This is a genomic window from Variovorax ureilyticus (genome assembly GCF_050632185.1).
Classification (GTDB): domain Bacteria; phylum Pseudomonadota; class Gammaproteobacteria; order Burkholderiales; family Burkholderiaceae_C; genus Variovorax; species Variovorax ureilyticus_A.
Genome location: NZ_CP192579.1, coordinates 1,759,523 through 1,786,002, shown reverse-complemented (window position 1 = coordinate 1,786,002; position 26,480 = coordinate 1,759,523). Strand labels below are relative to the sequence as shown.

Here is a 26,480-nt window from a genome sequence, read left to right as displayed (position 1 = left end):
CTTACCGGTGAATCAGGGCTACGGCGCGCGACTCCATCGCGCGCCCCTCGCCCACCGGGCCGAGCTTCTCGGCCGTCTTGGCCTTCACGTTCACCTGGCCAACGTCAACGCCCAGCACGACCGCGATGCGCTCGCACATCGCGGGAATGTGCGACGCCAGCTTGGGCGCCTGGGCGATCACGGTGCAATCGACATTGCCGATCTCCCAGCCGGCCGCACGAACGCGACGGGCCGCCTCGGCCAGCAGCACCGCGGAATCGGCGCCGCGGAACTGCGCGTCCGTGTCGGGAAAATGACGCCCGATGTCGCCGAGCGCGGCCGCACCGAGCAGCGCATCCGTGATCGCGTGCAGAAGCACGTCGGCATCCGAATGGCCGAGCAGCCCCATGGTGTGAGGTACCTCGACGCCGCCGAGCATGAGCTTGCGGCCCGCCACGAGTTGGTGGACATCCCAGCCTTCGCCGATGCGCAGATTGAGTGAGGTCATGGCTGGACTTTCCGGCTACGCAGGACGGCATCCGCGAGCGCGAAATCTTCCGGATAGGTGAGCTTGAAATTCTGCGCGCTGCCCGGCACCAGCAGCGGTGCAAGGCCCACGGCTTCGATTGCACTGGCTTCGTCGGTCACCGTGTCGCCCGCACGTTCGAGCGCGTCGAGCAGCATGCCGATACGGAACATCTGCGGCGTCTGGGCGAGCCATTTGTCGGCGCGCGTCGCAGTGCTTGCCACCCTGCCGTCGGGCGAAGCGATCTTGAGCGTGTCCGCCAGCCGATGCGCCAGCAGTCCACCGACCGCATCGTGCGCGCAGGCGGCGATGAGCGCTTCGATCTGGGTCGGCGTGACGAGGCAGCGCGCCGCGTCGTGCACCAGCACCCAGTCATGCGCGCCGGCGCCGGCCTGCCGCAGGGAGCACAATCCGTTGCGCACCGTCGCGGCGCGCGTGGCGCCGCCGACATGGAACAGGTATTCGCCGTCGGCCGGGAAGCGCTGCAGCACGATCCCGACGTCCGCATCGTCCGGCGAAACCACCAGCGCCACGCCGGCGAAGACACCCTTGAGCGAGCGGAAGGCCTCCAGCGTGTGCTCGACCATCGGCCGGCCCGCGACCCGCTGGTACTGCTTGGGCCCCTGCCCACCCGCGCGGCTGCCGGTGCCGGCGCAGGGAATCAACACGTAAAGACGAGAAGCGGACATGGATGCGAACGGCCTGCGTGAACGGGGCAGCCATTCTAGAATCGCGCTTCACACCCCTCGTCGGTCGGCGCGGGGTGTTCTGCATTTCCAGGCACTTCATGGACCTCCCCCAACTCACGGCCGGCAAGCGCTTCACGCTGCCACGCCCGCCCCTGTCGGCCGATGCACTCATGCTGGCGCAGCTGGCCGGACGCGAAAAAGCGGCAGGCCGCGCGACCGCCGTCTTCACCGGCGATGCCAACGACGCGCAGCGGCTCATCGACGAGATCGTCTTCTTCGCACCCGAGCTGCGCTGCGCGCTCTTCCCGGACTGGGAGACGCTGCCCTACGACAACTTCTCGCCGCACCAGGACCTGATCAGCGAAAGGCTCGCGACGCTCTGGCGCATCAGCCAGAAGGAAGCCGACGTGGTGCTCATCCCCGCGACCACGGCGCTCTACCGGCTTGCGCCGCCGAGCTTCCTCGCGGGCTACACCTTCCATTTCAAGAGCGGGCAGAAGCTGGAGGAAGCGAAGCTCAAGGCCCAGCTCACCCTCGCCGGCTACAGCCATGTGACGCAGGTCGTGAGCCCGGGTGAATACGCGGTGCGCGGCGGGTTGATCGACCTCTTCCCGATGGGCTCCCAGATGCCCTTGCGCGTGGACCTGTTCGACGACGAGATCGATTCCATCCGCACCTTCGACCCCGACACGCAGCGCAGCCTGTACCCGGTGCCCGAAGTGCGGCTGCTCCCGGGGCGCGAGTTCCCGATGGACGACGACGCCCGCGCGCGCTTCCGAAGCCGCTGGCGTGAGCTGCTCGAAGGCGACCCCACGCGCAGCCGCATCTACAAGGACATGGGCAACGGCGTCGCCACCGCCGGCATCGAGTACTACCTGCCGCTCTTCTTCGAAGAAACGGCCACGGTCTTCGACTACCTCGGCCCGGACGCCACGGTGGTGCTGCACGGCGACCTCGAACCCGCGTTCCAGAACTTCTGGCAGGACACCGGCGAACGCTTTCGCCTCGTGCGCGGCGACCCGGAACGACCCGCGCTGCCGCCCGAAGCACTGTTCCTGAACGCCGAGCAGTTCTATCAGCGCGCCAAGCCGCATGCCCAGCTCGCATTGCGCGGCGACGTTCCCGCCGACGCGCCCTACGCCGAGTTCGACGTCCTCCCGCCGTTCGCCGTGATGCGCGGCGCGGACGATCCGCTGGTCAAGCTCAAGGCCCACATCGGGGCAACGCCGCACCGCGTGCTGTTCATCGCCGAGAGCGACGGCCGGCGCGAAAGCCTGCTGGACTTCCTGCGCGCGAGCGGCGTCGGCCCGCCAGCCTTCGATTCGCTGGCCGAGTTCGAAGCCTCGCCGGACGAGAAGATCGGCATCGCCACCGCCGCGCTGGTCGCCGGTTTTGCGTGGCGCGAGCAAGGGATCGATTTCGTCACCGAGACCGAGCTCTTCGCCGCCGCACCGTCAGCGCGCCGGCGCAACCGCAAGCAGGAACAGGTCAGCGACGTCGAAGCGCTGATCAAGGACCTGAGCGAACTCGCGGTCGGCGACCCGATCGTGCACTCCGCCCACGGCATCGGCCGCTACCGGGGGCTCATCAACATGGACCTGGGCCAAGGCACAGGCCCCGACGGCAAGCCGCTGATGCAGGAAATGCTGCATCTGGAATACGCCGACAAGGCCACCCTCTACGTGCCCGTGTCGCAGCTTCACCTGATCAGCCGCTACACCGGCGTCAGCGCGGACGAGGCACCGCTTCACAAGCTCGGCTCCGGCCAGTGGGAAAAGGCCAAGCGCAAGGCGGCCGAACAGGTGCGCGACTCGGCCGCCGAGCTGCTCAACATCTACGCACGGCGCGCGGCGCGCGAAGGCCATGCCTTCCGCTTCTCGGCCGCCGACTACGAGGTGTTCGCCAACGATTTCGGCTTCGACGAGACGGCCGACCAGAAGGCCGCGATCCACGCGGTCATCCAGGACATGATCTCGCCGCGCCCGATGGACCGCCTCGTGTGCGGCGACGTGGGCTTCGGCAAGACCGAGGTCGCGTTGCGCGCCGCCTTCGTCGCGGTGACGGGCGGCAAGCAGGTCGCGTTCCTCGCGCCGACCACGCTGCTCGCGGAACAGCACTACCAGACGCTGGTCGACCGTTTCGCGAAATGGCCGGTCAAGGTCGCGGAGATGAGCCGCTTCCGTTCCGCCAAGGAAATCACCAACGCCGCGAAGGGCCTCGCCGACGGCAGCGTGGACATCGTCGTCGGCACGCACAAGCTGCTTTCGCAGTCGGTGAAGTTCAAGAACCTCGGCCTCCTGATCATCGACGAGGAGCACCGCTTCGGCGTGCGCCACAAGGAAGCAATGAAGGCGATGCGCGCCGAGGTCGATGTGCTGACGCTGACCGCGACGCCGATCCCGCGCACGTTGGGCATGGCCCTCGAAGGCCTGCGCGACCTGAGCGTGATCGCCACCGCGCCGCAGCGGCGCCTTGCGATCAAGACCTTCGTTCGCAACGAAGGCACCGGCGTGATCCGCGAAGCCGTGCTGCGCGAGCTCAAGCGCGGCGGGCAGGTCTACTTCCTGCACAACGAGGTCGAGACCATCGAGAACCGCCGCCAGAAGCTGGAGGAGATCCTGCCCGAGGCCCGCATCGCGGTCGCCCACGGCCAGATGCCCGAACGCGAGCTGGAGCGCGTGATGCGCGACTTCGTCGCCCAGCGCTACAACATGCTGCTGTGCTCGACCATCATCGAGACCGGCATCGACGTGCCGAGCGCCAACACCATCGTGATGAGCCGCGCCGACAAGTTCGGCCTCGCGCAGCTGCACCAGTTGCGCGGACGCGTCGGGCGCAGCCACCACCAGGCCTATGCCTACCTGATGGTGCCGGACATCGACGGCCTCACCAAGCAGGCGGCGCAGCGGCTCGACGCGATCCAGCAGATGGAAGAACTCGGCTCCGGCTTCTACCTCGCGATGCACGACCTCGAGATTCGCGGCGCGGGCGAGGTGCTCGGCGAGAACCAGAGCGGCAACATGATGGAGATCGGCTTCCAGCTCTACAACGAGATGCTGGCCGAAGCGGTGCGCTCGCTCAAGGCCGGCAAGGAGCCCGACCTGCTGTCGCCGCTGTCGGTGGCGACCGAGATCAACCTGCATGCGCCCGCGCTGCTGCCCGACGACTACTGCGGCGACGTGCACCTGCGCCTGTCGTTCTACAAGAAGCTCGCGACCGCGAAGACCTCCGACCAGATCGACACGCTGCTCGAAGAGATCGTCGACCGCTTCGGCAAGCTGCCGCCGCAGGCGCAGACGCTGATCGACATGCACCGGCTGCGCGTGCTCGCACTGCCCTACGGCGTGACCAAGGTCGATGCGGCGCCGGGCGTCATCAACATCACGTTCAAGAAAGACCCGCCGGTCGATTCGATGAACATCATCAACCTCATCCAGAAGAACAGGCACATCAAGCTCGCCGGCAACGAAAAGCTGCGCATCGAGCGCGAGCTCAAGGAGCCCAAGGACCGCGCGCAGATGGTGCGCGACGTGCTGCGCTCGCTCGGCCAGCCGAAGAAGGACGAGGTGGCGAGCGCCTGAGCGGCACACCCCGAACCGCAACCCCGCGACGCCGATGCCCATCCTCGACACCACCCTCGTCGTCTTCGCGCTGGCCGTCGCGCTCTCGCTGCGGCCGTGGCGCATGATGCGCGGCGGGCAGCTGCTCGCGCCCGCGCTCGCGACGCTGGTGCTGCTGCCGTGGGTCTGGGCGTTGCCCGCGCTTCATCCGATGCCGCTGTCACTTCGGTGGTCCGGCGCCTGTCTCGTGCTGCTGATGCTCGGCTGGCCGCTGGCGGTACCCGTGCTGCTTGCGGTCGCGCTGCTGGCGGGCTTCATCGGCGCACTCGGGCCGGCGGACATGCTCTCGCTCGCGATCTGGCAGGGCTTGCTGCCCGCGACGCTCGCTCTTGCGGCCGGCGGTGCCGTGCGGCGCTGGCTGCCGCCCAATCCCTTCGTCTACATCCTCGCACGGGCCTTCATCGCCACCGTGCTGTGCGCGTTCGCTGCGGCCTGGCTCGCGCGGCTCGACATGTCGGCGTTGCCGGCCAAGCCGACGGTGGATGATCTTTCCTCCAACGTCGCGCTGTGGCTGATGGCCTGGAGCGATGGCACCGTCACCGCCATGCTGGCCGCGATCTTCGTCGCCTACCGGCCCGAGTGGCTCGCCACATGGTCCGACCGACACTACCTTCCCCGAACATGACCCCCACTTCCATATCGCCCCCCAACGACGCGTTTCCCGGTCTGACGATCCGGCGCTTCGCCCCGCCGCTCGCCCTCGCGGACTTCAAGCTCATCGTCTTCGACATGGACTCGACGCTCATCAACATCGAATGCATCGACGAGATCGCCGACGCGGTCGGCAAGAAGACCGAGGTGGCCGTCATCACCGAGGCCACGATGCGCGGCGAGATCAAGGACTTCAAGGAAAGCCTGCGACAGCGCGTCGCGCTGCTCAAGGGCGTGCCGGTCGATGCGCTGCAGAAGGTTTACGACGAGCGGCTGCAGCTCAATCCCGGCGCGGAACAGCTCGTGGCCGCGTGCAAGGCCGCCGGGCTCAAGGTGCTGCTGGTGTCGGGCGGATTCACCTTCTTCGCGAACCGGGTGAAGGACCGCCTCGGCATCGACTTCGCGCGCTCCAACCTGCTCGACGAAGCGGACGGCAAGCTCACCGGCGTGGTGGTGCAGCAATCGTGGGGCGACATCTGCGACGGCCCGGAAAAGCGCCGCACGCTGCTCGAAGTGGCCTCGCTGCTCGGCATCTCGCCGCAGGAGGCCATCGCCGTGGGCGACGGCGCGAACGACCTGCCGATGATGGGCGAAGCCGGGCTCTCGGTGGCCTTTCACGCAAAGCCAAAGGTGCGCGAGCAGGCCATGGTCGCGATCAACGAAGGCGGGCTCGACCGCCTGCTCGAAGTGCTGAGGTGAGACATGGGCAACGCTGAAGACAAGAAGGGCCCGCCGCCCGCATCCGCCATCCTGCACGCCGATCGCCGATCCGGCGTCGAGCACGGTGCCATCCACAAGCCGATCCACACCTCGGTGCAATACGGCTTCGACCGCGTCGAGGATCTGATCGGCGTGTTCCAGGGCACCCTCAAGGGCGGCTTCAACTATGCGCGCCAGGGCACGCCGACCAGCGCCGCACTCGAAAGCAAGATCACCCTGCTGGAAGGCGGCATCGGCACCGTGTCCTTCTCGACCGGCATGGCCGCACTGACCGCGATCTTCCTCACGCTGCTGCGCGCGGGCGATCACGTGGTGTCGAGCCAGTTCGTCTTCGGCAACACCAACAGCCTGTTCGGCACCATGGGCGACCTCGGCATCGCGGTGTCGAAGGTCGATGCCTGCGCTGCCCTGAACGTGCGCGCGGCATTGCGGCCCGACACGCGCATGGTGTTCGTCGAGACGGTCGCCAACCCGGGCACGCAGATCCCTGATCTCGAAGCGATCGGCGCGCTGTGCCGCGAGCGCGGAATCCTCTATGTGGTGGACAACACCATCACCTCGCCCGCCCTCTTCCAGCCGAAGACGGTCGGCGCGGGGCTCGTGGTGAACTCGCTGACGAAAACCATTGCCGGCCACGGCGCGGCGCTCGGCGGTGCAGTCACGGACACGGGTCTGTTCGATTGGGCGGCCTATCCCAACATCTCGCCGAGCTATCGCGGCGTCGATCCGCGCCAGCAAGGCCTGCAGCAGCTGCGCAAGAAGGCGCTGCGCGACATGGGCGCAACGCTGTCGCCGGAACAGGCGCACCGCATCAGCCTGGGCGCGGAGACGCTCGCGCTGCGCGTCGCGCAGACCAGCGCCACCGCGCTGTCACTCGCGCGCTTTCTCGAAGCCCATCCGGCCGTGGCGGCGGTCCATTACCCGATGCTCGAAAGCCATCCGCAGCACGCGCTCGCGCTGCGCCACTTCAAGGCGGGTTCGTGGCTGATGGCGTTCGAACTGCGCGACGGCCTCGACATGCCGGCGACGCTCAACCGCCTGCAACTGCCGATCAAGGCCACGGGGCTCGGCGACAACCGCACGCTGATCATTCCGGTCGCGCCGACGATCTTCTGGGAAGCCGGGCCCGCGGTGCGCGCCCAGATGGGTATCGCGGACGGGCTCGTGCGTGTGTCTGTCGGTCTCGAATCGGCGGACGAGCTGATTGCCGATTTCGACCAGGCACTGCGCGGTGGGCGCAGCGCCTGACCGGCCTCCGGGCAAGCTCAGAGCGCCGAACCCAGGCGCGCGATGCCCTCCCGGATCTTCTCGACGTTGGCGGTTGCGAAGCTCAAGCGCAGCGTCGCGACGTCGGGCTTCTCGGCATAGAACGGCGCACCAGGCACAAAGGCCACGAGCTTCTCGATCGCGCGCCTGGCGAATTCGTTGGCATCCGCGACCTTGCCGTTCGCGCCCGTAAGACGCGCCCAGAAGAACAGCCCGCCGCCCGGCTGCGTGAAGGTGATCGCGTCGCCGAGCTCCTTGCGAAGCGCCGCGCCCATCGCCTCGGCACGCTCGGCGTAGACCTTGCGCACGTGGGCCAGCGTGGCGGGCATGCGGCCACTCTTGAGGTACTGCGCCGCCGTGGCCTGCGCGAAGGTGCTGGTGTGCGCGTCGCTGAACTGCTTGCACATCGTGGCCTTGGCGAGCAGTTCAGCGTCGCCGATCATCCAGCCGATACGCAGGCCCGGGCTCAGCACCTTGCTGAGGCTGCCGCAATGCACCACCAGCTCACGGCTGCCGGGCACGTCCTTCGTGAGCGACATGAGCGACGGCGGCGGCGCCTTGTCGAAGTAGAGATCTCCATACGGATCGTCCTCGACGATCACCGTGCCGTGCTTCACCGCCATCTCGAGCACCTTCTTGCGGCGCGCGAGGCTCAACATCGCGCCGCTCGGGTTGCCGAAGGTCGGGATCAGGTAGACGAACTTGGGCTTGTGCTCGGCGATGAGCGCTTCGAGCTCGTCGGTCTTCACGCCGTCGGCATCGACCGGTGCGCTGATCAGCTGCGCGCCATAGAGACGGAAGCACTGGATGGTCGCGAGGAAAGTCGGGCCCTCGACGATCACCTTGTCGCCGGGCGAGACGAGCGTCTTGCCGATCAGGTCCAGCGCCTGCTGGCTGCCGGTGGTGACGATCAGGCCGCTCGGGTCGACGTCCACGCCCTTGGTCTTCATGAAGGCGCTGAGTTGCGTGCGCAGCGGGTCATAGCCTTCGGTGGCGCCATACTGCAGCGCGCCGCCGGGTTCTTCCGCAAGGGCCTTGGCACTGGCCTCCTTCAGCCCTTCGACGTCGAACATCGCGCTGTCCGGAAAGCCGCCCGCGAAGCTGATGATGCCGGGCTTGCCGAGCAGCTTGAAGAGCTCGCGGATGGCGGAGGTTTCGACGTTGTCGAGGCGGGAAGCGAATTGCATGGGAACCTTCTGTCGGAGATGGCGGAGAGGGTCGATTGTCGCAGCCGTGCATGGGTCGCCCTAAACTCCCGGCCACGATGAAAAAAGCCGATATCGAACCCTTCTTCGCAACGCTGGAGGCCGCGAATCCCACGCCCGAGACCGAGCTCGAATACGGCACGCCCTTCGAGCTGCTCGCCGCGGTGCTGCTCTCGGCGCAGGCGACCGACGTCGGCGTGAACAAGGCAACGCGCAAGCTCTTCCCCGTCGCGAACACGCCGCAGGCCATCGTGGCGCTCGGGGTGGAAGGGCTGGAGGAATACATCAAGACCATCGGCCTCTATCGCAGCAAGGCCGGGCATCTCGTCGAAGCCAGCCGCATGCTGGTCGAGCGCCATGGCGGCGAAGTGCCGAGGACGCGCGCCGAGCTCGAAGCGCTGCCCGGCGTGGGACGCAAGACCGCCAACGTGGTGCTCAACGTCGCCTTCGGCGAGCCGACGATGGCGGTGGACACGCACATCTTCCGCGTCGGCAACCGCACCGGGCTGGCACCGGGCAAGACGCCGCTGGAGGTCGAGCTGAAGCTTGAGAAGCGCGTGCCCGAGCAATACCGGCTGCATGCGCACCACTGGCTGATTCTGCTCGGCCGCTACACCTGCCTCGCGCGCAAGCCGCAGTGCTGGAATTGCGCGGTGTCGACCTACTGCGACTACAAGCCGAAGACGCCGGCCCCCTGATCGCCGGGAACGGCCCGCCGGTCGCGTCGGCGGCGGCTCAAAGCGCGATCGTCACGCACTCGCCGAAAGCGATCGCCTGGCCCGGCCACTGGTCGGAGCGCTGGATCGAACGGATGCCGTCGCGCAGCAGCCATGCGGCGCGAATCACGCCGGCATGGGTGATCCAGACCGCGTCGCGCCCGCCGGCCCGCCATGCATCGAAGGCTTCGCCCACCCGCAGCAGGAACTGCCGCGTGCTCTCGCCGCTGCGGCCCGCGCGCGTGTCGGCGAAGTCGCGTGCCCAGGCGTCGAGTTCGGCGGGGTCGATGGCGGACCAGAGCTGTTCCTCCCACTCGCCCAGATCCATCTCGGCAATGCGAGGGTCGGTTTGCGGTGCACTGAGATCGGGCCGCAGGTCGATGAGCGTCCTGGCGAGGTCGGCGCAACGCGAAAGCGGTGAGCAGGCGAGCGACACGCCCGCAGGCAGCAGCGGCGCGACGCTTTCGGCCACCGCGCGCGTCACCTCGGGCCGCACGGACACATCGGTCCGCCCATAACAAAAGCCATCGACCGCGGTGGTTCGCGCATGGCGGACGAGCAGGAGCTTCATATGTGCCACGCCAGGGCGAGGTAGATCGCCAGTTCGCACACCTGCTGCGTCGCGCCGAGGCCGTCGCCGGTGAATCCGCGAAGCCTGCGCTGCAGCAGCCGCGCCATGAAGAGCACGGCCAGTACGCCAAGAAGCACCGGGGCCAAGCCGCGCACGATGCCCAGCGTCATCACCAGCCATGCGATGGCGGGCAGCGACCAGGCGACGCCGACCAGCAAGGCGCCCGTGCCGATCGCGTCGGCCAGCGGCTTCGACTTGCTCGCCGCGTTCTCGTCGCCGACGTAGGGCAGCCAGCGAATCAGGAATAGCGGCGCAAGGCGCGAGAGCACATGGGCGCTGACGAGCGAGAGAACGACATGGGCCGCCCCCTGCCCCGCCAGCGCAGCCACCAGCGCCATCTTGAGGCCCAGCGCCAGCACCAGCGCGATCGCGCCGAACGCGCCGATGCGCGAGTCTTTCATGATCTCCAGCGCCCGCGCGCGATCCGCCGAACCGCCGAGGCCATCGGCCACGTCGGCCAGGCCATCTTCGTGGAATGCGCCGGTCATCAGCACGGTCGCGATCGTCGACAACGCCGCCGCGACCCCTGCGCCGGCCACGCCCGGCAGGCCGGCATACGCGAGGTAGAACACGCTCGCACCGACCGCGCCCACCAGCCATCCGACACCGGGGAAATGCGCCGCGCTCGCGCGCAGCATCGCGGGGCTGAACCCCACCCACCCCGCCAGCGGCCCCTTGACCGGCACCCGGGTGAAGAACTGAAGCGCCAGGAGAAAGTGGCGCACACCGTTCATTGGCAGACCTCCGCGCGGCAGCGCTGCGGTACTCGCCTTGGGGCGGCCCGGCGGCTCATCCCGCGTCCTGCCTCGAAACCCCCGCCGATTCGAAGCTCGCCATGTCGCGAAGGATGTGGCAGGCGGACTCCAGGAGCGGCCATGCGAGCGCCGCGCCCGACCCTTCGCCAAGGCGCAGATCGAGCTGCAACAGCGGCTGGAGACCCAGGAAATTCAGCAACAGCCGGTGCCCCGGTTCGGCCGACTCGTGCGCCGCGACACAGCGTTGCACCACGTTCGGTCGCAATGCCTGCGCCACCAGCACCGCCACGCTGGCGATGAAGCCGTCGAGCACGATCACGCGCCGCTCTTGCGCGGCCTGCAGCACCGCGCCGACGAGCGTCGCGATCTCGAAGCCGCCGAAAGCCGCGAGCGCGGCCAGCGGTGCGTCGGCGGCCGCGTGCAATTCGAGCACGCCGCGCAGCACCTTGCGCTTGTGGGCGCGCCCGGTGGCGTCGAGCCCGGTTCCGGCGCCGGTGCAGGCATCGATGTCCTGACCGGAGATGCGTGCCAGCAACATCGCGGCGGCGGACGAATTGCCGATGCCCATCTCGCCGAGCAGCACCACGTTGCCCGGCATCCCGTGCATGAGCGCCATGCCGTTCGCGACCGCTTCCTCGCATTGCGCCATGCTCATCGCCGGGCCGACCGAGGCGTCGGCCGTCCCCGACGCGATCTTGCGCACCAGCAGGCCATCGCGCGGCGCGAACGCATGCCGCACGCCGCAATCGACCACCGTGAGGTTGAGCCCATGCTGCCGCGCGAGCACGCTCACGGCCGCGCCGCCGGCCAGGAAGTTCTCGACCATCTGCCAGGTCACGTCGCTCGGATACGCCGACACGCCGCGCGCCGCCAACCCGTGGTCGCCCGCGCACACCAGCATCTGCGGCGAATCGAACGCAGGCGCCGTGGTTCCGAGGATGCATCCGAGCCGCAACGCGAGCGCCTCGAGTCGGCCGAGTGCACCGACCGGCTTGGTCTTGTTGTCGAGCACGTGCTGGAGTCGCGCCGCGAGCGCGGAGTCGTCGATGCTGTCGATGGAGGGAAGTTGAAGAAGCGTCATTCGATGAGGGAGCGCAGCACGCCCGGTTCAAAGTTGGAATCGATGTGGTCGGCCAGCCCGTCGAACACCGCATCGAGCGTACGCGCTTCGACGCCGAACAGCGCCTCGAGCACCGCAGGGTCTTCGAAGAGCCCGTGCAGGTAGAGGCCGAGCACGTTGCCGGCGCCGTTCTGCCACGCGAGATCGTCCGCCATGACGGCGGCGGCGTGGTCGCCTGCCGCTGCCATCGCGCTGTGTTCGGCCGTCTGGCCATGATGGATTTCGTAGCCGCGCACGGCGATGCCGGACAGCGCGGACCACGGTCCGGCCACCTGCGAAAACCGCGCCTCGCGGTGCTGCACGGTCTTGTCGGCGGCGAACACGGTGACCACAGGCAGCAGTCCGAGGCCGGGGCCATTGCCGTCGACGCCATGCGGATCGATGAGCGCTTCGCCCAGCATCTGGAGCCCGCCGCACACGCCGAGCACCGCGCCGCCGCGCGCCGCATGCGCGGCCACCGCGCGGTCCAGCCCCTGGGCGCGCAGCCATGCGAGGTCGCCGCTGGTGTTCTTGGAGCCGGGCAGGATGATCCAGTCCGCGCCGGCCACGTCAGCCGGGCTGCGCGCCCAGCGAAGGCGCACCCCCGCGATGTTCTTGAGCGGCTGGAACTCGTCGAGATTGCTGATGCGCGGATAGGCGATGACAGCGATGGTGCGGGTGACTTCGCCGCTCGCCACGCTGCGGTCATCGAAGACCCCGTCCTCCTCCGGCAGCCCGTGCTGCCACCACATCGGCAGCGTGGCCACGGTCGGCACGCCGGTCAGCGCCTGCAACTGCTGCGGCGCAGGCGCGAGCAGCGAGGCGTCGCCGCGGAATTTGTTGAGCACGAAGCCGGCGATCAATGCACGATCCTCGGGTGGCATCAGCGCCCAGGTGCCGTAGAGATGCGCGAACGCGCCGCCGCGATCGATGTCGGTGACGAGCAGGCAGCGCGCATTCGCGTGCCTTGCGACGCGCAGGTTGACGATGTCGCTCGCCATGAGGTTGATCTCGGCCGGCGATCCTGCACCTTCGATGACGACGACATCGTTCTCGCCGCGAAGCGCATCCAGGGCCTGCGCGATCTGCGGCCAGACGCGCTCGCTTCGTCCACGCCATGGCAGCGGCGACAGTTCGTTGCTGACCTGGCCCATCAGGACCACCTGGCTGTGGGTGTCGCGTTCGGGCTTGAGCAGCAGCGGGTTCATGCGCACGTCGGGCTCGGCGCGCGCGGCCAGCGCCTGGAAGTATTGCGCGCTGCCGATCTCTCCACCCGCGACGACACGCGCGTTGTTGCTCATGTTCTGCGCCTTGAACGGCGCGACCTTGAGGCCCTGGCGCGCATACCAGCGGCACAGCGCCGTTGCGATCCAGCTCTTGCCGGCGCCGCTGGTCGTGCCCAGGACCATCACGCAGCGCGCTCGCGGATTCACCACATTCGGACTCATGGGGGCGATTGTCCTTTACGTGAAGTCCATCACGGTTCGACATCTCGCGTTCCGGTGCAGTGAAATCTTTCTTTTGATTCGCCGTTAGCTTCTCGTCATCCGGAAACGAAGGGAGTACGGCGGATGACCGCATTACGCGAAATCGCGCTCACGGTTGAAGAGCGCGACACGAATCAGTTCTTTTGGGTTCTCCTGGAGGCTGTCAGCAGCGACGCGAGCGAGGCGATTCACTATCGCAAGATCCGGTCTGCGACCTTGCCGCAGCCTAGCTATTCGAGCGCTTTGGCTGTGGGGGCGAATGCACTGCGGCGGTTTGCCGATTCTGGGGGGTTTTCGGAGACCATTCTTTAGGCGCCTTCTTGGGGGCCGCCCGGGTTGCACGACGGGCTTGCTCGTCTGCGACGTTGCAGTCATCCCCAAAACAACGCTGCCGGAGGCGGACAGTTCTTCCCCGCCACCGCCACGCCAGTGGCAAACATTCAAGCCAGCACTAGCGCGCAGCCACCGTCTGATCCCCAGACGAAGCAGCGACCTTCACATCCCAGCTACCCCCGATCGCCCGGATCAGCCCCACGGTCGCCTGGTACTGCGCCGACCGCACCTGCAGTGCCTGCCTGCGATTCGCCAGTTCCTGCCGCCGCGCGTCCAGCAGATCGAGCTGGCTCACCATTCCGTTGCGATAGCGCGAGTCGGACAAGCTCGTCGCCCGGCTCGCCGAGGTCACGGCCTTGGCCTGCACGTCCGCCTGCTGCTCCAGGATGCGCAGCGCAGAAAGCTGGTCTTCCACTTCCTTGAACGCGACCAGCACCTGCGTCCTGTAGTTCGCCAGCGCCCCGTCGAGCTGCGCCGAGGCGCTCTGCACGCCGGCCTCCCGACGACCACCATCAAAGATCGGCAGCGCCAGCAGCGCACCGATGCCCCATGACTTGGCCGACCACTTGAACAGATCGCTCAAGTCCTGCGACGCATAGCCGCCGCCCGCGGTCAACGAGATGTCGGGGAACCACGCCGTCTGCGCCACGCCGACACGCGCCTGCGCCGCCATCACCGACTTCTGCGCTGCCGAGATATCCGGCCGCCGCGTCAACACCGTGGCCGGAACACCCGCCGGAATCGTCGGCAGCGCGGTCGCCCACTCGTCCGTGTTCACGCCGAAATCCGAAGCCGCATCGCCCGCCAGCACCGCCAGCGCGTGCTCCAGCTCGGCGCGGCGGCGGTCGAGTGTCAGCGCATCGGATTCCGTCGACGCCACCTCCGTTTCCACGCGCGCCACATCCAGCTCCGCCACATCGCCCGCGCGCTGCCGGCTCTGCGTCAGCTTCAGCGTGTCGCGGTACGCCTCGACGGTGTCGCGCACCAGTGCCCGCTCGGCATCGACCGCGCGGAGCTGCAGGTAGGTCTGCGCCGTGTCTGATTCGACCAGCAGCCGCGTGCTCTGCAGCAGCCCTTCGCGGGCATCGGCATCCAGTTGCGCCGCCTCGCTCGCTTTCGAGAGCTTGCCGAACAGGTCAAGCTCATACGAAGCCGCAACACCCGCCTGCAGCAATGTCGACGGCCTCGGGCTCAGGTTGCGATCCAGCCCCGCGCTGCGCACGCCGCCCGCGACCACGCCGACCTGGGGCGAGCGCTCGGCGTCGGCGCTGCGCGCCAGTGCACGCGCTTCGGCCAACCGGGCGGCCGCGGCCTGGATGTTCGTATTGCGCGCATCGGCACGCTCGATCAGCTTGTCCAGCACCGGGTCGTTGAACGCGCGCCACCATTCGCCGCGGGGCTGCGCCTCAGCGGGCTGGGCACGCGTCCACGCGCCGTCGCGCTGCGCTGCAGCCTGCTCCTTGAACTGGGCGGGCGCCTCGAAGGTGGGCGCCTCCACCTTCGCTGTCGCGCAACCGGCCAGCACCAGCGCTGCCACCAGCGGCAGCAACGCGGCCCGCCACGGGCGCACCTTGGCTTGTGTTTCGTTTTTCATGATCAGCTTCCTCGATTCACAAAGTTGAGTCGGTGCGTCACTCGATCGCCTTCAGCGGCGCCGCAGGCGAAGGCCGGAGCAGCCCACCGCCATGCGAAGGCTCGACCGGGTGGTCGCCCGACACGAACGCGTCGCCATGCGGTACTTCTCCATGCAGCTTGAGCGGACGATTGCCCGTCATGCGGCGCAGCAGCACATAGAACACCGGCGTCAGGAACAGGCCGAACGCGGTCACGCCGATCATTCCGCAGAACACCGCAATCCCCATCGCATGGCGCATCTCGGCGCCCGCACCGCTGGAAAGCACCAGCGGGAGCACGCCCATGATGAAAGCCATCGAGGTCATCAGGATCGGCCGCAGGCGCAGCCGGCTCGCCTCGATCGCGGCCTGCACCGGCGTGCGCCCGGCGAACTCCAGCTCCCGCGCGAACTCGACGATCAGGATCGCGTTCTTCGCCGACAGCCCCACGAGGACCATCAAGCCGATCTGCGTGAAGATGTTGTTGTCGCTGCCGGAGAGCCACACGCCGGTCATCGCCGCCAGGAGGCCCATCGGCACGATCAGGATGATCGCGACCGGCAAGGTCAGGCTCTCGTACTGCGCGGCCAGCACCAGGAAGACCAGCAGGATCGCGAGCGGGAACACCCACACCGCCGAATTGCCGGCGAGGATTTCCTGATAGGTCAGCTCGGTCCACTCGAAGCTCACGCCCGGCGGCAGCGTCTCCGCCGCGATGCGTTCGACCGCCGCGCGTGCCTGCCCCGACGAGAAGCCCGGCGCCGGTCCACCGTTGATGTCGGCGGAGAGGAAGCCGTTGTAACGCATCGCACGCTCCGGCCCATAGCTGGGCTGGATGTTCATCAGCGCCGACAAAGGCACCATCTCGCCGCTCGAAGAACGCACCTTGAGCAGGCCCACGTCCTCCGCGCGTGCGCGGTACGGCGCATCCGCCTGCACCCGCACGCTGTAGGTGCGGCCGAAGCGGTTGAAGTCGTTCGCGTACAGGCTCCCGAGGTAGATCTGCATGGTGTCGAACACCTCCGTCACGGGCACGCCGAGCTGGCGTGCCTTGGTGCGGTCGATGTCGGCATAGAGCTGCGGCACGTTGACCTGCCAGCTCGTGAACATGCCCGCGAGCTCCGGCGTCTGGTAGGCCTTCGCCATGAAGGCCTTCACCGCCTTGTCCATGCCCGCGTAACCCACCGAGCCGCGGTCTTCGAGTTGCAGCTTGAAGCCGCCCGTCGTGCCCAGGCCCTGCACCGGCGGCGGCGGGAAGATCGCGATGTACGCGTCCTGGATCTGGCTGAACTGCGCGTTCAACTGGCCCGCGATCGCCCCCGCGCTCAGGTCCTTCGACTTGCGCTTGTCGAAATCGTCGAGGCCGACGAACACGATGCCCGAGTTCGAGCTGTTGGTGAAGCCGTTGATCGACAACCCCGGGAAGGTGATCGCGTGCTGCACGCCCGGCTGCTTCATCACGATCTCGTTCATGCGGCGCGTGACTTCTTCCGTGCGGTCGAGCGTCGCGCCGTCGGGCAACTGCGCGAAGCCGATCAGGTACTGCTTGTCCTGCGCCGGCACGAAGCCGCCGGGCACCGCCTTGAAGAGGCCGAAGGTCACGGCCACGAGCGCAAGGTAGATCACCATCATCAGCGCCTTGCGCGAGATCGCGCCCTTCACGCCGCTGCTGTAGCCCTCGGCGCCGCGATGGAACACGCGGTTGAAGGCGCCGAAGAAGCGGCCGAACACGCGGTCCATGCCACGCGTCAGCGCGTCCCGGGGTGAATCGTGGCTGCGCAGCAGCAGAGCGGCGAGCGCGGGCGACAGCGTCAGCGAGTTGACCGCCGAGATCACGGTCGAGATCGCGATCGTCAGTGCGAACTGCCGGTAGAACTGCCCCGTGAGCCCGCTGATGAAAGCCAGCGGCACGAACACCGCGACCAGCACCAGCGCGATCGCGATGATCGGCCCCGACACCTCGCGCATCGCGCGGTAGGTCGCGTCGCGCGGGCCCAAGCCGGCCTCGATGTTGCGCTCCACGTTCTCGACCACCACGATCGCGTCGTCGACCACGATGCCGATCGCCAAGACCAGCCCGAAGAGGCTCAGCGCGTTGATCGAGAAGCCGAAGAGATGCATCACCCCGAAGGTGCCGATCACCGACACCGGCACCGCGAGCAGCGGGATGATCGATGCGCGCCAGGTCTGCAGGAACAGGATCACCACCAGCACCACCAGCGCGATGGCTTCGAGCAGCGTATGCACCACCGATTCGATGGAGGCACGCACGAACTGCGTCGGGTCGTAGACGATGTCGTAGTCCACGCCGTCGGGCATGTTCTTCTTGAGCTCGGCCATGGTGGCGCGCACGTCGTTCGAGATCTGGATCGCGTTCGATCCAGGCGCCGCGAAGATCGGCACCGCCACTGCGTCCTTGTTGTCGAGCAGCGAACGCAGCGCATAGCTGGACGCGCCGAGTTCGAGCCGCGCCACGTCGCGCAGCCGCGTCACGGCGCCGTCGCTGCCGGTCTTGACGATGATGTCGCCGAACTCCTCCTCGGTCTGCAGACGGCCCTGCGCATTGATCGAGATCTGCATGTCCACGCCCGGCAGCCCCGGCGAAGCGCCGACCACGCCGGCCGCAGCCTGCACGTTCTGCTCGCGGATCGCGCGCACCACGTCGCCGGCCGAGAGGCCGCGCTGCGCGACCTTCTGCGGGTCGAGCCACACGCGCATCGAATAGTCGCCCGAGCCGAAGAGCTGCACGTCGCCCACGCCCTGCACGCGCGCGAGCCGGTCCTTGACATTGAGCACCGCGTAGTTGCGCAGGTAGGTCATGTCGTAGCGGCCGTTGGGCGACAGCAGGTGCACCACCATCGTGAGGTCGGGCGAGCTCTTGACGGTCGTGATGCCCAGACGGCGCACCTCTTCGGGCAGGCGCGGTTCGGCCTGCGCGACGCGGTTCTGCACCAGCTGCTGCGCCTTGTCCGGATCGGTGCCGAGCTTGAAGGTCACGGTCAGTGTCATCAGGCCGTCGGTGGTCGCCTGGCTGCCCATGTAGAGCATGCCTTCGACGCCGTTGATCTGCTCCTCCAGCGGCGTCGCCACCGTCTCGGCGATCACCTTCGGGTTCGCGCCCGGGTAGTTGGCCCGCACCACCACCGAGGGCGGGACCACTTCGGGGTACTCGGAAATCGGCAGGCCGCGCAGCGCGATCAGCCCGCCGATCAGTATCAGCACCGAAAGCACGCCGGCAAAGATCGGGCGGTCGATGAAGAATTTCGAAAGATTCATGGTCGTTTCCCTTCCTGGGACGGGATCAGGATTTCTCGGGCTTCGCTTGCGCGACACGCTGCGTCTGCGGTGCCAGTTCGGCCTTCGCATCCATCGTGACGGTCTGGGGCGCAACGACAGCGCCGGGGCGGATGTGCTGCAGGCCGTTGACGATCACGCGCTCGCCGGGCGCGAGGCCCTTGGTCACGATGCGCAAGCCGTTGAACGGCGCACCGAGCGCGACTTCGCGGTACTCGGCCTTGTTGTCGGCGCCGACGACCATCACGAACTTCTTGTTCTGGTCGGTGCCGACGGCGCGTTCGTTGACCAGCAGCGCCTTGTCGCTATGCGCCTGCCCCATGCGGATGCGGGCGAACTGTCCCGGGATCAGCGAGCCGTCCTTGTTGTCGAAGGCGGCACGCACGCGCACGGTGCCGCTCTTGGCATCGACCTGGTTGTCGATGAGCTGCAGGCGGCCTTCGTATGGCGTGCCGTCGGTGCCCGCGGTGCCCATCTGCACCGGAATGCCTTCGATGCGATTGCGTGCGCCGGCGCCGCCCGGCAGGTCCTTGAGCGCGCGGACCACGATCTGCTCGTCGGCGTCGAAGCTCGCGTAGATCGGGCTCACCGATACCAGCGTCGTGAGCACCGGCGCGCCCGGACCGGCCGCGACCAGGTTGCCCACCGTCACCTCGAGCTTGCCGATCCGCCCGGCCACCGGTGCGCGCACCTGCGTGTAGCCGAGGTTCAGCCGTGCGCTCTGCAATTGAGCCTGCGCGGCGCGGAGGCTGGCCTCGGCTTCGCGGCTTGCGTTCGTCCGTTCGTCGAGCTCGCGCTGGGCGATCGCCTGCTCCGCCCAGAGGCGGCGAGAGCGCTCCGTCTCGCTGCGGGTGAAGGCCACGCGCGCCTGCGCGGCGACGACCTGTGCTTCGGCGCGATCCACTTCGGCCGCATACGGCGCCGGGTCGATGGTGATCAGCAGTTCGCCCTGCTTGACCAGTGCGCCCTCTCGGAAATGCACCGCCTGCACCGCGCCCGCGACACGCGAGCGGACATCGACGCGCTCGACCGCTTCGAGCCGGCCCGAGAACTCGTCCCAGGTATTCACCTCGGTCGAGGCGACGGTGGCGACCGACACCGGCACCGCCGGCGGGGCCCCGGCCGCCTGCGCGTTGTTCGCCTCGGCGTTGAAACTGTGGAAACCCAGGATCACCGCCGAAGCGATGGCAACCAGGGCCGTGACGCCGGTCACCGCGGGCCAGAGGCCGCGCCGGGCCAGGGAGGAAGACTTGTTGTTCGTCATGATGAATACGTCCTTTTGGTGACTTCTGGGATGCAACGGACCCTCCCGCGCGGGTAGCGCGGGACGGCGGAAAAAGGAATCGGTTGGGAGCGCGGCGGTCGGCGGCCAAAGGCGTTGCGCGGACGAAGGCATCACCGCTGCGGCGGTTTTGCCGTCGCAGGAGAACGAGGGATCAGGCCCTCAGCCTTCTGATCGATCCCGCGCGACGGGATCCATGGCCGCACGGCGAACCGTGCGTCGCCGCTCAGTGAGGCGGCGGTGCGGCGCTGAAGAAATCGCGGAAGTGCTTCTGCACCACCGCCTCGCACTCAGCGCAACCGGAGCCCTCGGGCTCGTAGAGTGCAGCAGGCCAGTTCGAGGCCCCGGGCAAGACGCTGCTGGTGACCGGAATGCCCGCGTCCTGGAGCCGCTGCGCGAAAGCCAGGCCCTCGTCGCGCATCGGGTCGTCCTTGCCGACCAGCACCAGCGTCGGCGCCACTTCGGCCAGCCGCAGCGACCCGCCGGGCACCGCGTAGGGGTGCGTGGCGTCGACCGGGCGGCGGAGGAATTCGCGCCAGCCCGACGCCCATCGGCACTGGACCGCATCGCCCGTCGCCTGCCGCAACGACGCGGTACCGGCGCAGGGGTCGAGCATGGGCGACAGCAGGATCTGCCCGGCCAGCGGCGGATGGCCCCGGTCGCGCGCAATCAGCGCCACGGCCGCCGCCAGATTGCCGCCGGCCTCCTCGCCTGCGAGGAAAAGCGCCGCGCCCTTGCCGCCCAGCTTCACACGCTGCTTGTAGAGCCATTCGAGCGCCGCATAGCCGACTTCGATCGGCTCGGGGAACGGCGCCTTGGGCGCCTTCGGGTAGTCGAGCGACACCACCACCGCGCCCGCTCCGGCCAGCAACCGGGCGACGTTGCGGCCGTTGTCGAGGCCGCCGCAGACGAAGGTTCCGCCATGGAAATGCAGTACCAGCGGCACCGTCGCGCCGCGGGCGCGATCGCCGTAGACGCGGGCCTTCACCGGGTCACGGCCCGGGAGGTCGATGCTGATGTCGGTTTCGGCACCCCGCGCGGCGGCCGCCGGGGCGTCGGCAGATGGCGGGGATAGGCGGGTGGACATGGGCGGTCTCATTGGGTGGACGATGGATGGAATATAAGACGCCGCTCTCATGCTTCAAACAGGACAGAAGCCCCTACTCTGTTTCCAGACGGCTAACAATCAGCTCAAATGACCGTGTGAGAATCCCGCTCCCCTGGCCCCCCGGGCCACTCCCAAGCGCACTCTCAGGAGCAGCATAGATGGATCAGATCCAGGCCATGCGGATCTTTGTCCGCGTCGTCGAAGCAGGCACTTTCACCCGTGCCGCCGACTCGCTCGGCCTGCCCAAGGGCACGGTCACCAAGCAGATCCAGGCACTGGAGGGGCGCCTGCGCGTCAAGTTGCTCAACCGCACCACCCGCCGCGTCACCGTCACGCCCGACGGCGCCGCCTATTACGAGCGCACCGCCCGGCTGCTGAACGATTTCGACGACATCGAGGCCAGCATGACGAATGCGCAGGCCAACCCGACCGGGCGATTGCGGATCGACGTCGGCTCGTCGATGGCGCGGCTGGTCATCCTGCCGGCCTTGTCCACCTTCTGCGACCAGTACCCGGATATCCAGGTCGACGTCGGCGTGAGCGACCGCACGGTGGACCTGATCACCGACAACGTGGACTGCGTGATCCGCGGCGGCGATCTCACCGACCAGTCGCTGGTCGCGCGGCGCATCGGCAACCTGCCGTGGATGACGGTGGCCTCGCCCGCCTACATCAAGCGCTACGGCATTCCGCAGCATCCGACGGATATCGAGAAGCGGCACCTCGTGGTGGGCTTCTTCTCGGGCAGCACGCGCCGGGTCTACCCGCACGAGTTCCACCGCGGCGACGAACAACTTGAAATCACCGGCCCCTACCGCGTGTCGGTGAACGACAGCAACGCGCACATGACGGCCGTGCTCGGCGGCTACGGCCTGTCGCAGGTCATCACCTACATGGCCGAGCCCTACATCGCGAGCGGCGAGCTGGTGCAGATCCTGAAGGACTGGACGCGCCCGCCCCTGCCGGTGCACGTGGTGTATCCGCCGAACCGGCACCTGAGCGCCAAGGTGCGCGCGTTCGTGGACTGGGCTGCGGAATTGTTTGCGAAGCATCCGCAGTTGCAGCGCACGCCCACCGCGCCGGAGCCCTAGCGCCAGGCCAGCCGCAGCGCCTGCTGGCTGGCCGGCGGCAGAACGCCGAGCCGCACATGGCCCGGGAGGCCGAAAGAGGCCGCGTCGCGCAGCTTGATCCCGTGTGCGCGAAGGGCGGTGGCTCGCTCGGCCGCATACGGCACATCAGGTTTCGCGCAAAAGTAATTGGCGACGCTGGGCATGCATCGCCAGCCGAGCGCTTCGCACATTTCGCGTTGGGCGGATTTCCAGGAGCGCAGCGTGGCGCGGCTTTCTTCGAGCCACTGCTGTGTCGTGGAACGGGTCCAGGCGTCGAGCAGCGCGACGCCATGCGCGCCCACGGGCCACGATGGCGCGAGCGCCGCGAGATGCGCCGTCATCTCGTCCCGACCCGGCGGAGCGACCGCATAGGCGGCGCGAACGCCGGTCAGGCCCAGCGCCTTGTTTGGCGTCCACAGCTGCCAGATCGCATTCAGGCGCTCGCGCGTCAGGGAAAGCGCCCCCTCCAGCCGCAGCGGCTCATAGGCGAGGTCGATCACGCAGGTCGCCTCGGCGCCTTGGCCTTCGATGCACGCATCGAGCCCTTCCTGCGGCTGCCCGAGCGGACTCGACGGATCGCAGCACCAGACCAGATCGGCGCCACGGCTCACCGGCTCCAGGCCCCATGCGGCGGCCGCACGCAGGTAGTCGCCGTAGCTCTGCGGCGGCACCTGAATCCGCCGGCCACCGCGTCGCGCCACCGCCATGGTGATGCGCGAAATGAACTCGCTGGCACTCGATGCGATCACGATCCGCCGCGTATCGACTTGATGGAAGTCGGCGAGCCGTTCACGCAGCGCCGTGTAGAGCGGGTCCGGGTAGCGGCGAGGATCGGCGGCCTCCATCGCCGACAGCGCATCGGGGCACGGACCGCAGGCGTTGGCGTTGGTCGAGAAATCGTGCGGCGCCGCACCCAGCGCGTCGGGCCCGCCGTGCGTCATGACCAAGCCGCCCGCCCGGCCATCGCAACCGTCGCGCCGAGGGCCGAGAGCCACACCACGCGCGACGCCGCCACCGCGGCACGCGCCGTATCCGAAGCGCCGGCCTCGCGACCCTCGCCGTTGAGCACATACACGCCGGGCTTCGCGAGCCGCACCCCCAACAGCAGGGCCATCGCGCCCATCGGCCAACCACCGTTGGGCGAGGGCGTCTCGCGCGCCTGACGCCTGCACGACGCCCACCGGGCCGATGAACCCGGCAGCAGCAGCGCCGTGGTAATGCGCGCCGGCATCCACGAAAGCACGTCATCCACGCGCGCGGCCCACTTGCCGGCCCATTCCCAGCGCACGCTGCGATAGCCCCACATCGCGTCGGCCGTGTTGGCGAAGCGATAGAGCGCCGCACCCGGCAGCCCGAGCAGCGCGAACCAGAAGAGAGGCGCGACCAGCGAATCGTTGAGGTTCTCGGCCAGCGATTCGATGGCGCTCTCGCGCACTTCGACCGCGCCGAGCGCATTCACGTCCCGGCTCACCAGCCGGGCAAGCTGCGTCCGTCCTTCGTCCAGCGAACGGCCGAGCGCCGCCTCAACCGCCAGGACTTCGTCGCGCAACATGCGCCAGGCGAGCAGCGGCTTGAGTGCGAAGCCCGTCGCCAGCGCGGCGGCCCATGCGGGCAGCATCCCGGCGATCAGCGCGACACCCCAAGCCACCGCCGCGACCAGAACGGCCCCCGCACACCAGGCGAATGCACCCCCGGCGAAGCTGGAGAGCGGGTGCATCCGGCCCTCGCCATGGCGCGGCGCGATGCGCTCCCCGATCCGGCCCAGATACCGCCCCATCCACACCACCGGATGCCAGTCCGGAGGCGGCTCGCCCAGCCAGCGGTCGATCGCCAGCGCCAGCCAGAGTGCGGCGATCGAGACCCACACGGCCCGCTCCTAGTCCTCGATCCCGCGCTGGGCGGGAATGCCGGCCTGGAACGCATGCTTGATCATCTTCATCTCGGTGACCGTGTCGGCGAGCTGGATGATTTCCTCGGGGCAGCGGCGGCCGGTCAGCACCACATGCACCTCGCGGGGCCGCGCGCGCAGCGTCTCCAGCACGCCGTCGAGCGGCAGCCAGCCGTAGATGAGTGGGTAGGTGATCTCGTCGAGCACCACGAGGAAATACTCGCCCGACAGGATCGCTGCCCTCGCCTTCTCCCAGCCGTCGCGCGCGAGCTGCGCCGATCGTTCGAGGTCCTGGCTCTTCCAGCTGAAGCCGTCGCCGAGCCCTTCGATCGGGATGCCGATCTGCTCGAACATCCGGTGCTCGCCGAAGCGCGCGCTGGGCACCTTCATGAACTGGAAGATCTTCACCGCCTTGCCGCGTCCGTGCGCGCGCAAGGCGAGGCCGAAGGCCGCGGTGCTCTTGCCCTTGCCGTCACCGGTGTTGACGATCACGATCCCGCGGCGTTCGCCTTCGGGCTTGTCATAGGGCTTTTCGCCGGGTGGGGTTTCGATCTGCATAGGTCTTGAATTCGTCAACGCGCAACGGCCAGCCACTGGCCTTCGATTTGGTACACCACGACGCGCCGGTCGAACACGGCCTCCAGCGCGCGATGCGTGGCGCTGTCATCGCAGGGGCCGTGATGAAGAACGCGCCCCTGCGCCATGACCACCATGTCGTCGGCGGCCAGCGCGGCATTGAGTTCATGCAGCACGCTGACCACGGTGCGGCCCTGCGCGATCAGTTCGCGCACGGTCCGCATCCAGTCGGCCTGGTGCGGCGGGTCGAGGTTGGCGAGCGGTTCGTCCATCAGCAGGACGTCGGCTTCGACGGCGAGCGCCCGCGCCAGCAGCACGCGCTGGCGTTCGCCTCCGGAGAGTTGGCCGAGCGGCCTGTCGCGCCACTCCCAGGCCTGCGTGCTGCGCAGGGCGCGCTCCACCGCCGCGCGGTCCGCATCGCTCGGCGCGGCAAGCCAGCGCTGGTGCGGCAGGCGTCCGAGCATCGCGACGTCGTACGCCATGAGATCGTCCGCGCTGCCCTCGCCCGCGCCGCCCTGGCCGAGCCAGGACAGCCTCCGCGCGCGCGTACGTCCGGCCAACGCTGCCAGCGACTGGCCGAACAACCGCACCTCGCCCCCATGCGGCAGCAAGCCCGCGAGCACCCTGAGCAGGGTCGACTTGCCCGCGCCATTGGGGCCGACGATGCTGGTCCAGCGCCCTGGCGCCAGCGCCAGATCGATCGTGCGCAGGACTTGGGCATGGCCGAGCCGCGCATCGACGCGCAGGGCTTCGAGCGCGGGCTCGCGCCGGGCGACGGCCGTCATCGCCCCCTCCCGCGCGCTGCGCCGGTGCATCAGCCAGAGCAGGTAGGTCCCGCCGAGCACCGCCGTCAACACGCCGACCGGCAGTTCCTGCGGCGCGACCAGCCATCGGGCGAGCAGATCGGCCGCCATCAGCAGCAGACCGCCCATGGCGCTCGACAGCGGGATCAGCCGCGCATGCGTGGTCTTGACCGCCGAGCGCACCAGGTGCGGCGCCGCGAGGCCGACGAAGGCGATCAGCCCGGTCTGCGCCACCGCGGCGCCGGTCGCCAGCGCCAGCACCGCCACCAGCGCAGCACGCATCGCGCCAACCGGCAACCCCAGGCTGCTGGCGGTGGACTCGCCGAGCGCCAGTCCGTCGAGCAGGGGCGCCAGCGCCCATCCCGACAGGAGGCACACGACGCCCAGCACAGCCATCACCGCACATGCGCTCCAGCCCACCAGCCCCGTGCTGCCGAGCATGAAGCCCTGCATCGCCTGAAGGATGTCGGCCGACGCGATGGTGATCAGGTCCTTGAGGGCGCCAAGCACCACGCCCACGATCACGCCCGCGAGCAGGAGCCGCAAGGTCTGCTGCACGCCGCGCGCGAGCAGCAGCGTGAGCATCACCGCCACCACTGCGCCGACAAATGCCGCCCCTGTCATGCCCAGGCGAACCACCCATTGCGTGCTCGCCGGCGAGGCGCCGAACATCCACAGCGCCACCCCCACGCCGAGCGAAGCGCCCGACGCGCTCCCCAGCAGATACGGATCGGCCAGCGGGTTGCGGAACAGCCCTTGCGCCACAGCGCCCGCCAGTCCGAGCAACGCGCCGGCCAGCCATGCGCCCAGGCTGCGCGGCAGCCGGATATCCCACACGATCCGCATCGCGACCGGGTCGCGCCAGGCGTCGAAGAGGCTGTCGAATCCGGTGCTGCCCACGCCCGCTCCGGCCACCAGCACGGCCAAGCCGATCACCAGCAGCACGAGCCCCAGCACGAACGCACGACGATGCTCACCTTTCATTTGCGCTCCATGTCAGGCCCAGGGCACCCGCGGAACCGGCTTTGCCGGTCCGCCGGGTGCGCCCCCGGAGAGGGGGCTGAGGGCCGCGGCTCCAAGCCTGCCTGCGCACGCTCGGACGTGCCCGAAGAGCAGCCGCCTCCGGCGGC

The 26,480-nt window shown here is 68.5% G+C and carries 22 protein-coding genes and 1 pseudogene; 7 read left to right on the top strand and 16 right to left on the bottom strand.

Annotated features, from left to right (window positions below):
* Position 1 precedes the first annotated feature (1 nt).
* Both ispF and ispD read right to left on the bottom strand, forming a co-directional pair.
* On the bottom strand, positions 2-487 hold the full coding sequence (ispF, locus tag ACQ858_RS08830) for a 2-C-methyl-D-erythritol 2,4-cyclodiphosphate synthase (protein WP_431276337.1): 486 nt from the start codon (positions 485-487) through the stop codon (positions 2-4).
* Positions 484-1,194 (bottom strand): 2-C-methyl-D-erythritol 4-phosphate cytidylyltransferase, encoded by a 711-nt coding sequence (gene ispD, locus ACQ858_RS08825; RefSeq protein WP_431276336.1) that lies wholly within the window; start codon positions 1,192-1,194, stop codon positions 484-486. Before ispD ends, ispF begins: the two co-directional genes overlap by 4 nt.
* Positions 1,195-1,292: 98 nt before the next feature.
* On the opposite strand from ispD, the gene mfd reads away from it, so the two are divergent.
* The 4 genes from mfd to ACQ858_RS08805 are packed head-to-tail and all read left to right on the top strand — an operon-like array spanning position 1,293 to position 7,433.
* Positions 1,293-4,775, top strand: a complete 3,483-nt coding sequence (gene mfd / locus ACQ858_RS08820; protein WP_431276335.1) for a transcription-repair coupling factor — start codon at positions 1,293-1,295, stop codon at positions 4,773-4,775.
* A gap of 34 nt (positions 4,776-4,809) precedes the next feature.
* The gene (locus tag ACQ858_RS08815; RefSeq protein WP_431276334.1) at positions 4,810-5,439 is read left to right on the top strand and encodes a hypothetical protein; all 630 of its coding nucleotides are present in this window, start codon (positions 4,810-4,812) and stop codon (positions 5,437-5,439) included.
* Complete coding sequence (gene serB / locus ACQ858_RS08810; RefSeq protein ID WP_431276333.1) at positions 5,436-6,164, top strand: phosphoserine phosphatase SerB; 729 nt, start codon at positions 5,436-5,438, stop codon at positions 6,162-6,164. Before ACQ858_RS08815 ends, serB begins: the two co-directional genes overlap by 4 nt.
* A 3-nt stretch (positions 6,165-6,167) precedes the next feature.
* Positions 6,168-7,433: a cystathionine gamma-synthase family protein gene (locus ACQ858_RS08805; RefSeq protein WP_431276332.1), complete on the top strand. Its 1,266-nt coding sequence runs from the start codon at positions 6,168-6,170 to the stop codon at positions 7,431-7,433.
* 17 nt (positions 7,434-7,450) lie between these two features.
* Here ACQ858_RS08805 and ACQ858_RS08800 read toward each other — a convergent pair whose 3' ends face one another.
* Positions 7,451-8,638, bottom strand: a complete 1,188-nt coding sequence (locus ACQ858_RS08800) for a PLP-dependent aminotransferase family protein (protein WP_431276331.1) — start codon at positions 8,636-8,638, stop codon at positions 7,451-7,453.
* A 77-nt stretch (positions 8,639-8,715) separates the two neighbouring features.
* Between ACQ858_RS08800 and nth the strand changes: the two genes are divergently transcribed.
* Entirely contained in the window at positions 8,716-9,354 is a 639-nt protein-coding gene (nth, locus tag ACQ858_RS08795; protein WP_431276330.1) for an endonuclease III, read from the top strand.
* Between the two features lie 37 nt (positions 9,355-9,391).
* On the opposite strand, the gene ACQ858_RS08790 is transcribed toward nth, so the two are convergent.
* The 4 genes from ACQ858_RS08790 to ACQ858_RS08775 are packed head-to-tail and all read right to left on the bottom strand — an operon-like array spanning position 9,392 to position 13,305.
* The gene (locus ACQ858_RS08790; protein WP_431276329.1) at positions 9,392-9,943 is read right to left on the bottom strand and encodes a histidine phosphatase family protein; all 552 of its coding nucleotides are present in this window, start codon (positions 9,941-9,943) and stop codon (positions 9,392-9,394) included.
* The gene (locus tag ACQ858_RS08785) at positions 9,940-10,737 is read right to left on the bottom strand and encodes an adenosylcobinamide-GDP ribazoletransferase (protein WP_431276328.1); all 798 of its coding nucleotides are present in this window, start codon (positions 10,735-10,737) and stop codon (positions 9,940-9,942) included. The genes ACQ858_RS08790 and ACQ858_RS08785 overlap by 4 nt, the downstream gene beginning before the upstream one ends.
* 55 nt (positions 10,738-10,792) lie before the next feature.
* Positions 10,793-11,839, bottom strand: coding sequence for a nicotinate-nucleotide--dimethylbenzimidazole phosphoribosyltransferase (gene cobT, locus ACQ858_RS08780; protein ID WP_431276327.1), 1,047 nt, complete (start codon positions 11,837-11,839; stop codon positions 10,793-10,795).
* Positions 11,836-13,305 (bottom strand): cobyric acid synthase, encoded by a 1,470-nt coding sequence (locus ACQ858_RS08775; protein WP_431276326.1) that lies wholly within the window; start codon positions 13,303-13,305, stop codon positions 11,836-11,838. Before ACQ858_RS08775 ends, cobT begins: the two co-directional genes overlap by 4 nt.
* A 123-nt stretch (positions 13,306-13,428) precedes the next feature.
* Between ACQ858_RS08775 and ACQ858_RS08770 the strand changes: the two genes are divergently transcribed.
* Positions 13,429-13,656: a hypothetical protein gene (locus ACQ858_RS08770; protein WP_431276325.1), complete on the top strand. Its 228-nt coding sequence runs from the start codon at positions 13,429-13,431 to the stop codon at positions 13,654-13,656.
* Between the two features lie 139 nt (positions 13,657-13,795).
* Here the strand turns inward: ACQ858_RS08770 and ACQ858_RS08765 are convergent, their stop codons facing one another.
* The 4 genes from ACQ858_RS08765 to ACQ858_RS08750 all read right to left on the bottom strand — a co-directional run bounded on the left by ACQ858_RS08765 (position 13,796) and on the right by ACQ858_RS08750 (position 20,953).
* On the bottom strand, positions 13,796-15,271 hold the full coding sequence (locus ACQ858_RS08765; RefSeq protein ID WP_431276324.1) for an efflux transporter outer membrane subunit: 1,476 nt from the start codon (positions 15,269-15,271) through the stop codon (positions 13,796-13,798).
* A 37-nt stretch (positions 15,272-15,308) separates the two neighbouring features.
* Positions 15,309-18,566 (bottom strand): efflux RND transporter permease subunit, encoded by a 3,258-nt coding sequence (locus ACQ858_RS08760; protein WP_431276323.1) that lies wholly within the window; start codon positions 18,564-18,566, stop codon positions 15,309-15,311.
* Between the two features lie 25 nt (positions 18,567-18,591).
* On the bottom strand, positions 18,592-19,848 hold the full coding sequence (locus ACQ858_RS08755) for an efflux RND transporter periplasmic adaptor subunit (protein WP_431276322.1): 1,257 nt from the start codon (positions 19,846-19,848) through the stop codon (positions 18,592-18,594).
* A gap of 244 nt (positions 19,849-20,092) precedes the next feature.
* Positions 20,093-20,953 (bottom strand): alpha/beta hydrolase, encoded by an 861-nt coding sequence (locus tag ACQ858_RS08750; RefSeq protein WP_431276321.1) that lies wholly within the window; start codon positions 20,951-20,953, stop codon positions 20,093-20,095.
* 179 nt (positions 20,954-21,132) lie between these two features.
* Between ACQ858_RS08750 and ACQ858_RS08745 the strand changes: the two genes are divergently transcribed.
* Positions 21,133-22,065: a LysR family transcriptional regulator gene (locus tag ACQ858_RS08745; protein WP_431276320.1), complete on the top strand. Its 933-nt coding sequence runs from the start codon at positions 21,133-21,135 to the stop codon at positions 22,063-22,065.
* Here the strand turns inward: ACQ858_RS08745 and ACQ858_RS08740 are convergent.
* The 5 genes and pseudogenes from ACQ858_RS08740 to ACQ858_RS08720 form a co-directional block, all read right to left on the bottom strand.
* Positions 22,062-23,024, bottom strand: a complete 963-nt coding sequence (locus tag ACQ858_RS08740) for an aminotransferase class I/II-fold pyridoxal phosphate-dependent enzyme (protein ID WP_431276319.1) — start codon at positions 23,022-23,024, stop codon at positions 22,062-22,064. The genes ACQ858_RS08745 and ACQ858_RS08740 overlap by 4 nt on opposite strands.
* Complete coding sequence (gene cbiB, locus ACQ858_RS08735; protein ID WP_431276318.1) at positions 23,021-23,950, bottom strand: adenosylcobinamide-phosphate synthase CbiB; 930 nt, start codon at positions 23,948-23,950, stop codon at positions 23,021-23,023. The genes ACQ858_RS08740 and cbiB overlap by 4 nt, the downstream gene beginning before the upstream one ends.
* Before the next feature lie 9 nt (positions 23,951-23,959).
* On the bottom strand, positions 23,960-24,529 hold the full coding sequence (gene cobO, locus ACQ858_RS08730; protein ID WP_431276317.1) for a cob(I)yrinic acid a,c-diamide adenosyltransferase: 570 nt from the start codon (positions 24,527-24,529) through the stop codon (positions 23,960-23,962).
* A 14-nt stretch (positions 24,530-24,543) separates the two neighbouring features.
* Entirely contained in the window at positions 24,544-25,332 is a 789-nt protein-coding gene (locus tag ACQ858_RS08725; RefSeq protein ID WP_431276820.1) for an ABC transporter ATP-binding protein, read from the bottom strand.
* Between the two features lie 3 nt (positions 25,333-25,335).
* A pseudogene (locus tag ACQ858_RS08720) lies at positions 25,336-26,334 on the bottom strand (FecCD family ABC transporter permease); the annotation flags it as partial.
* Positions 26,335-26,480: the final 146 nt, after the last annotated feature.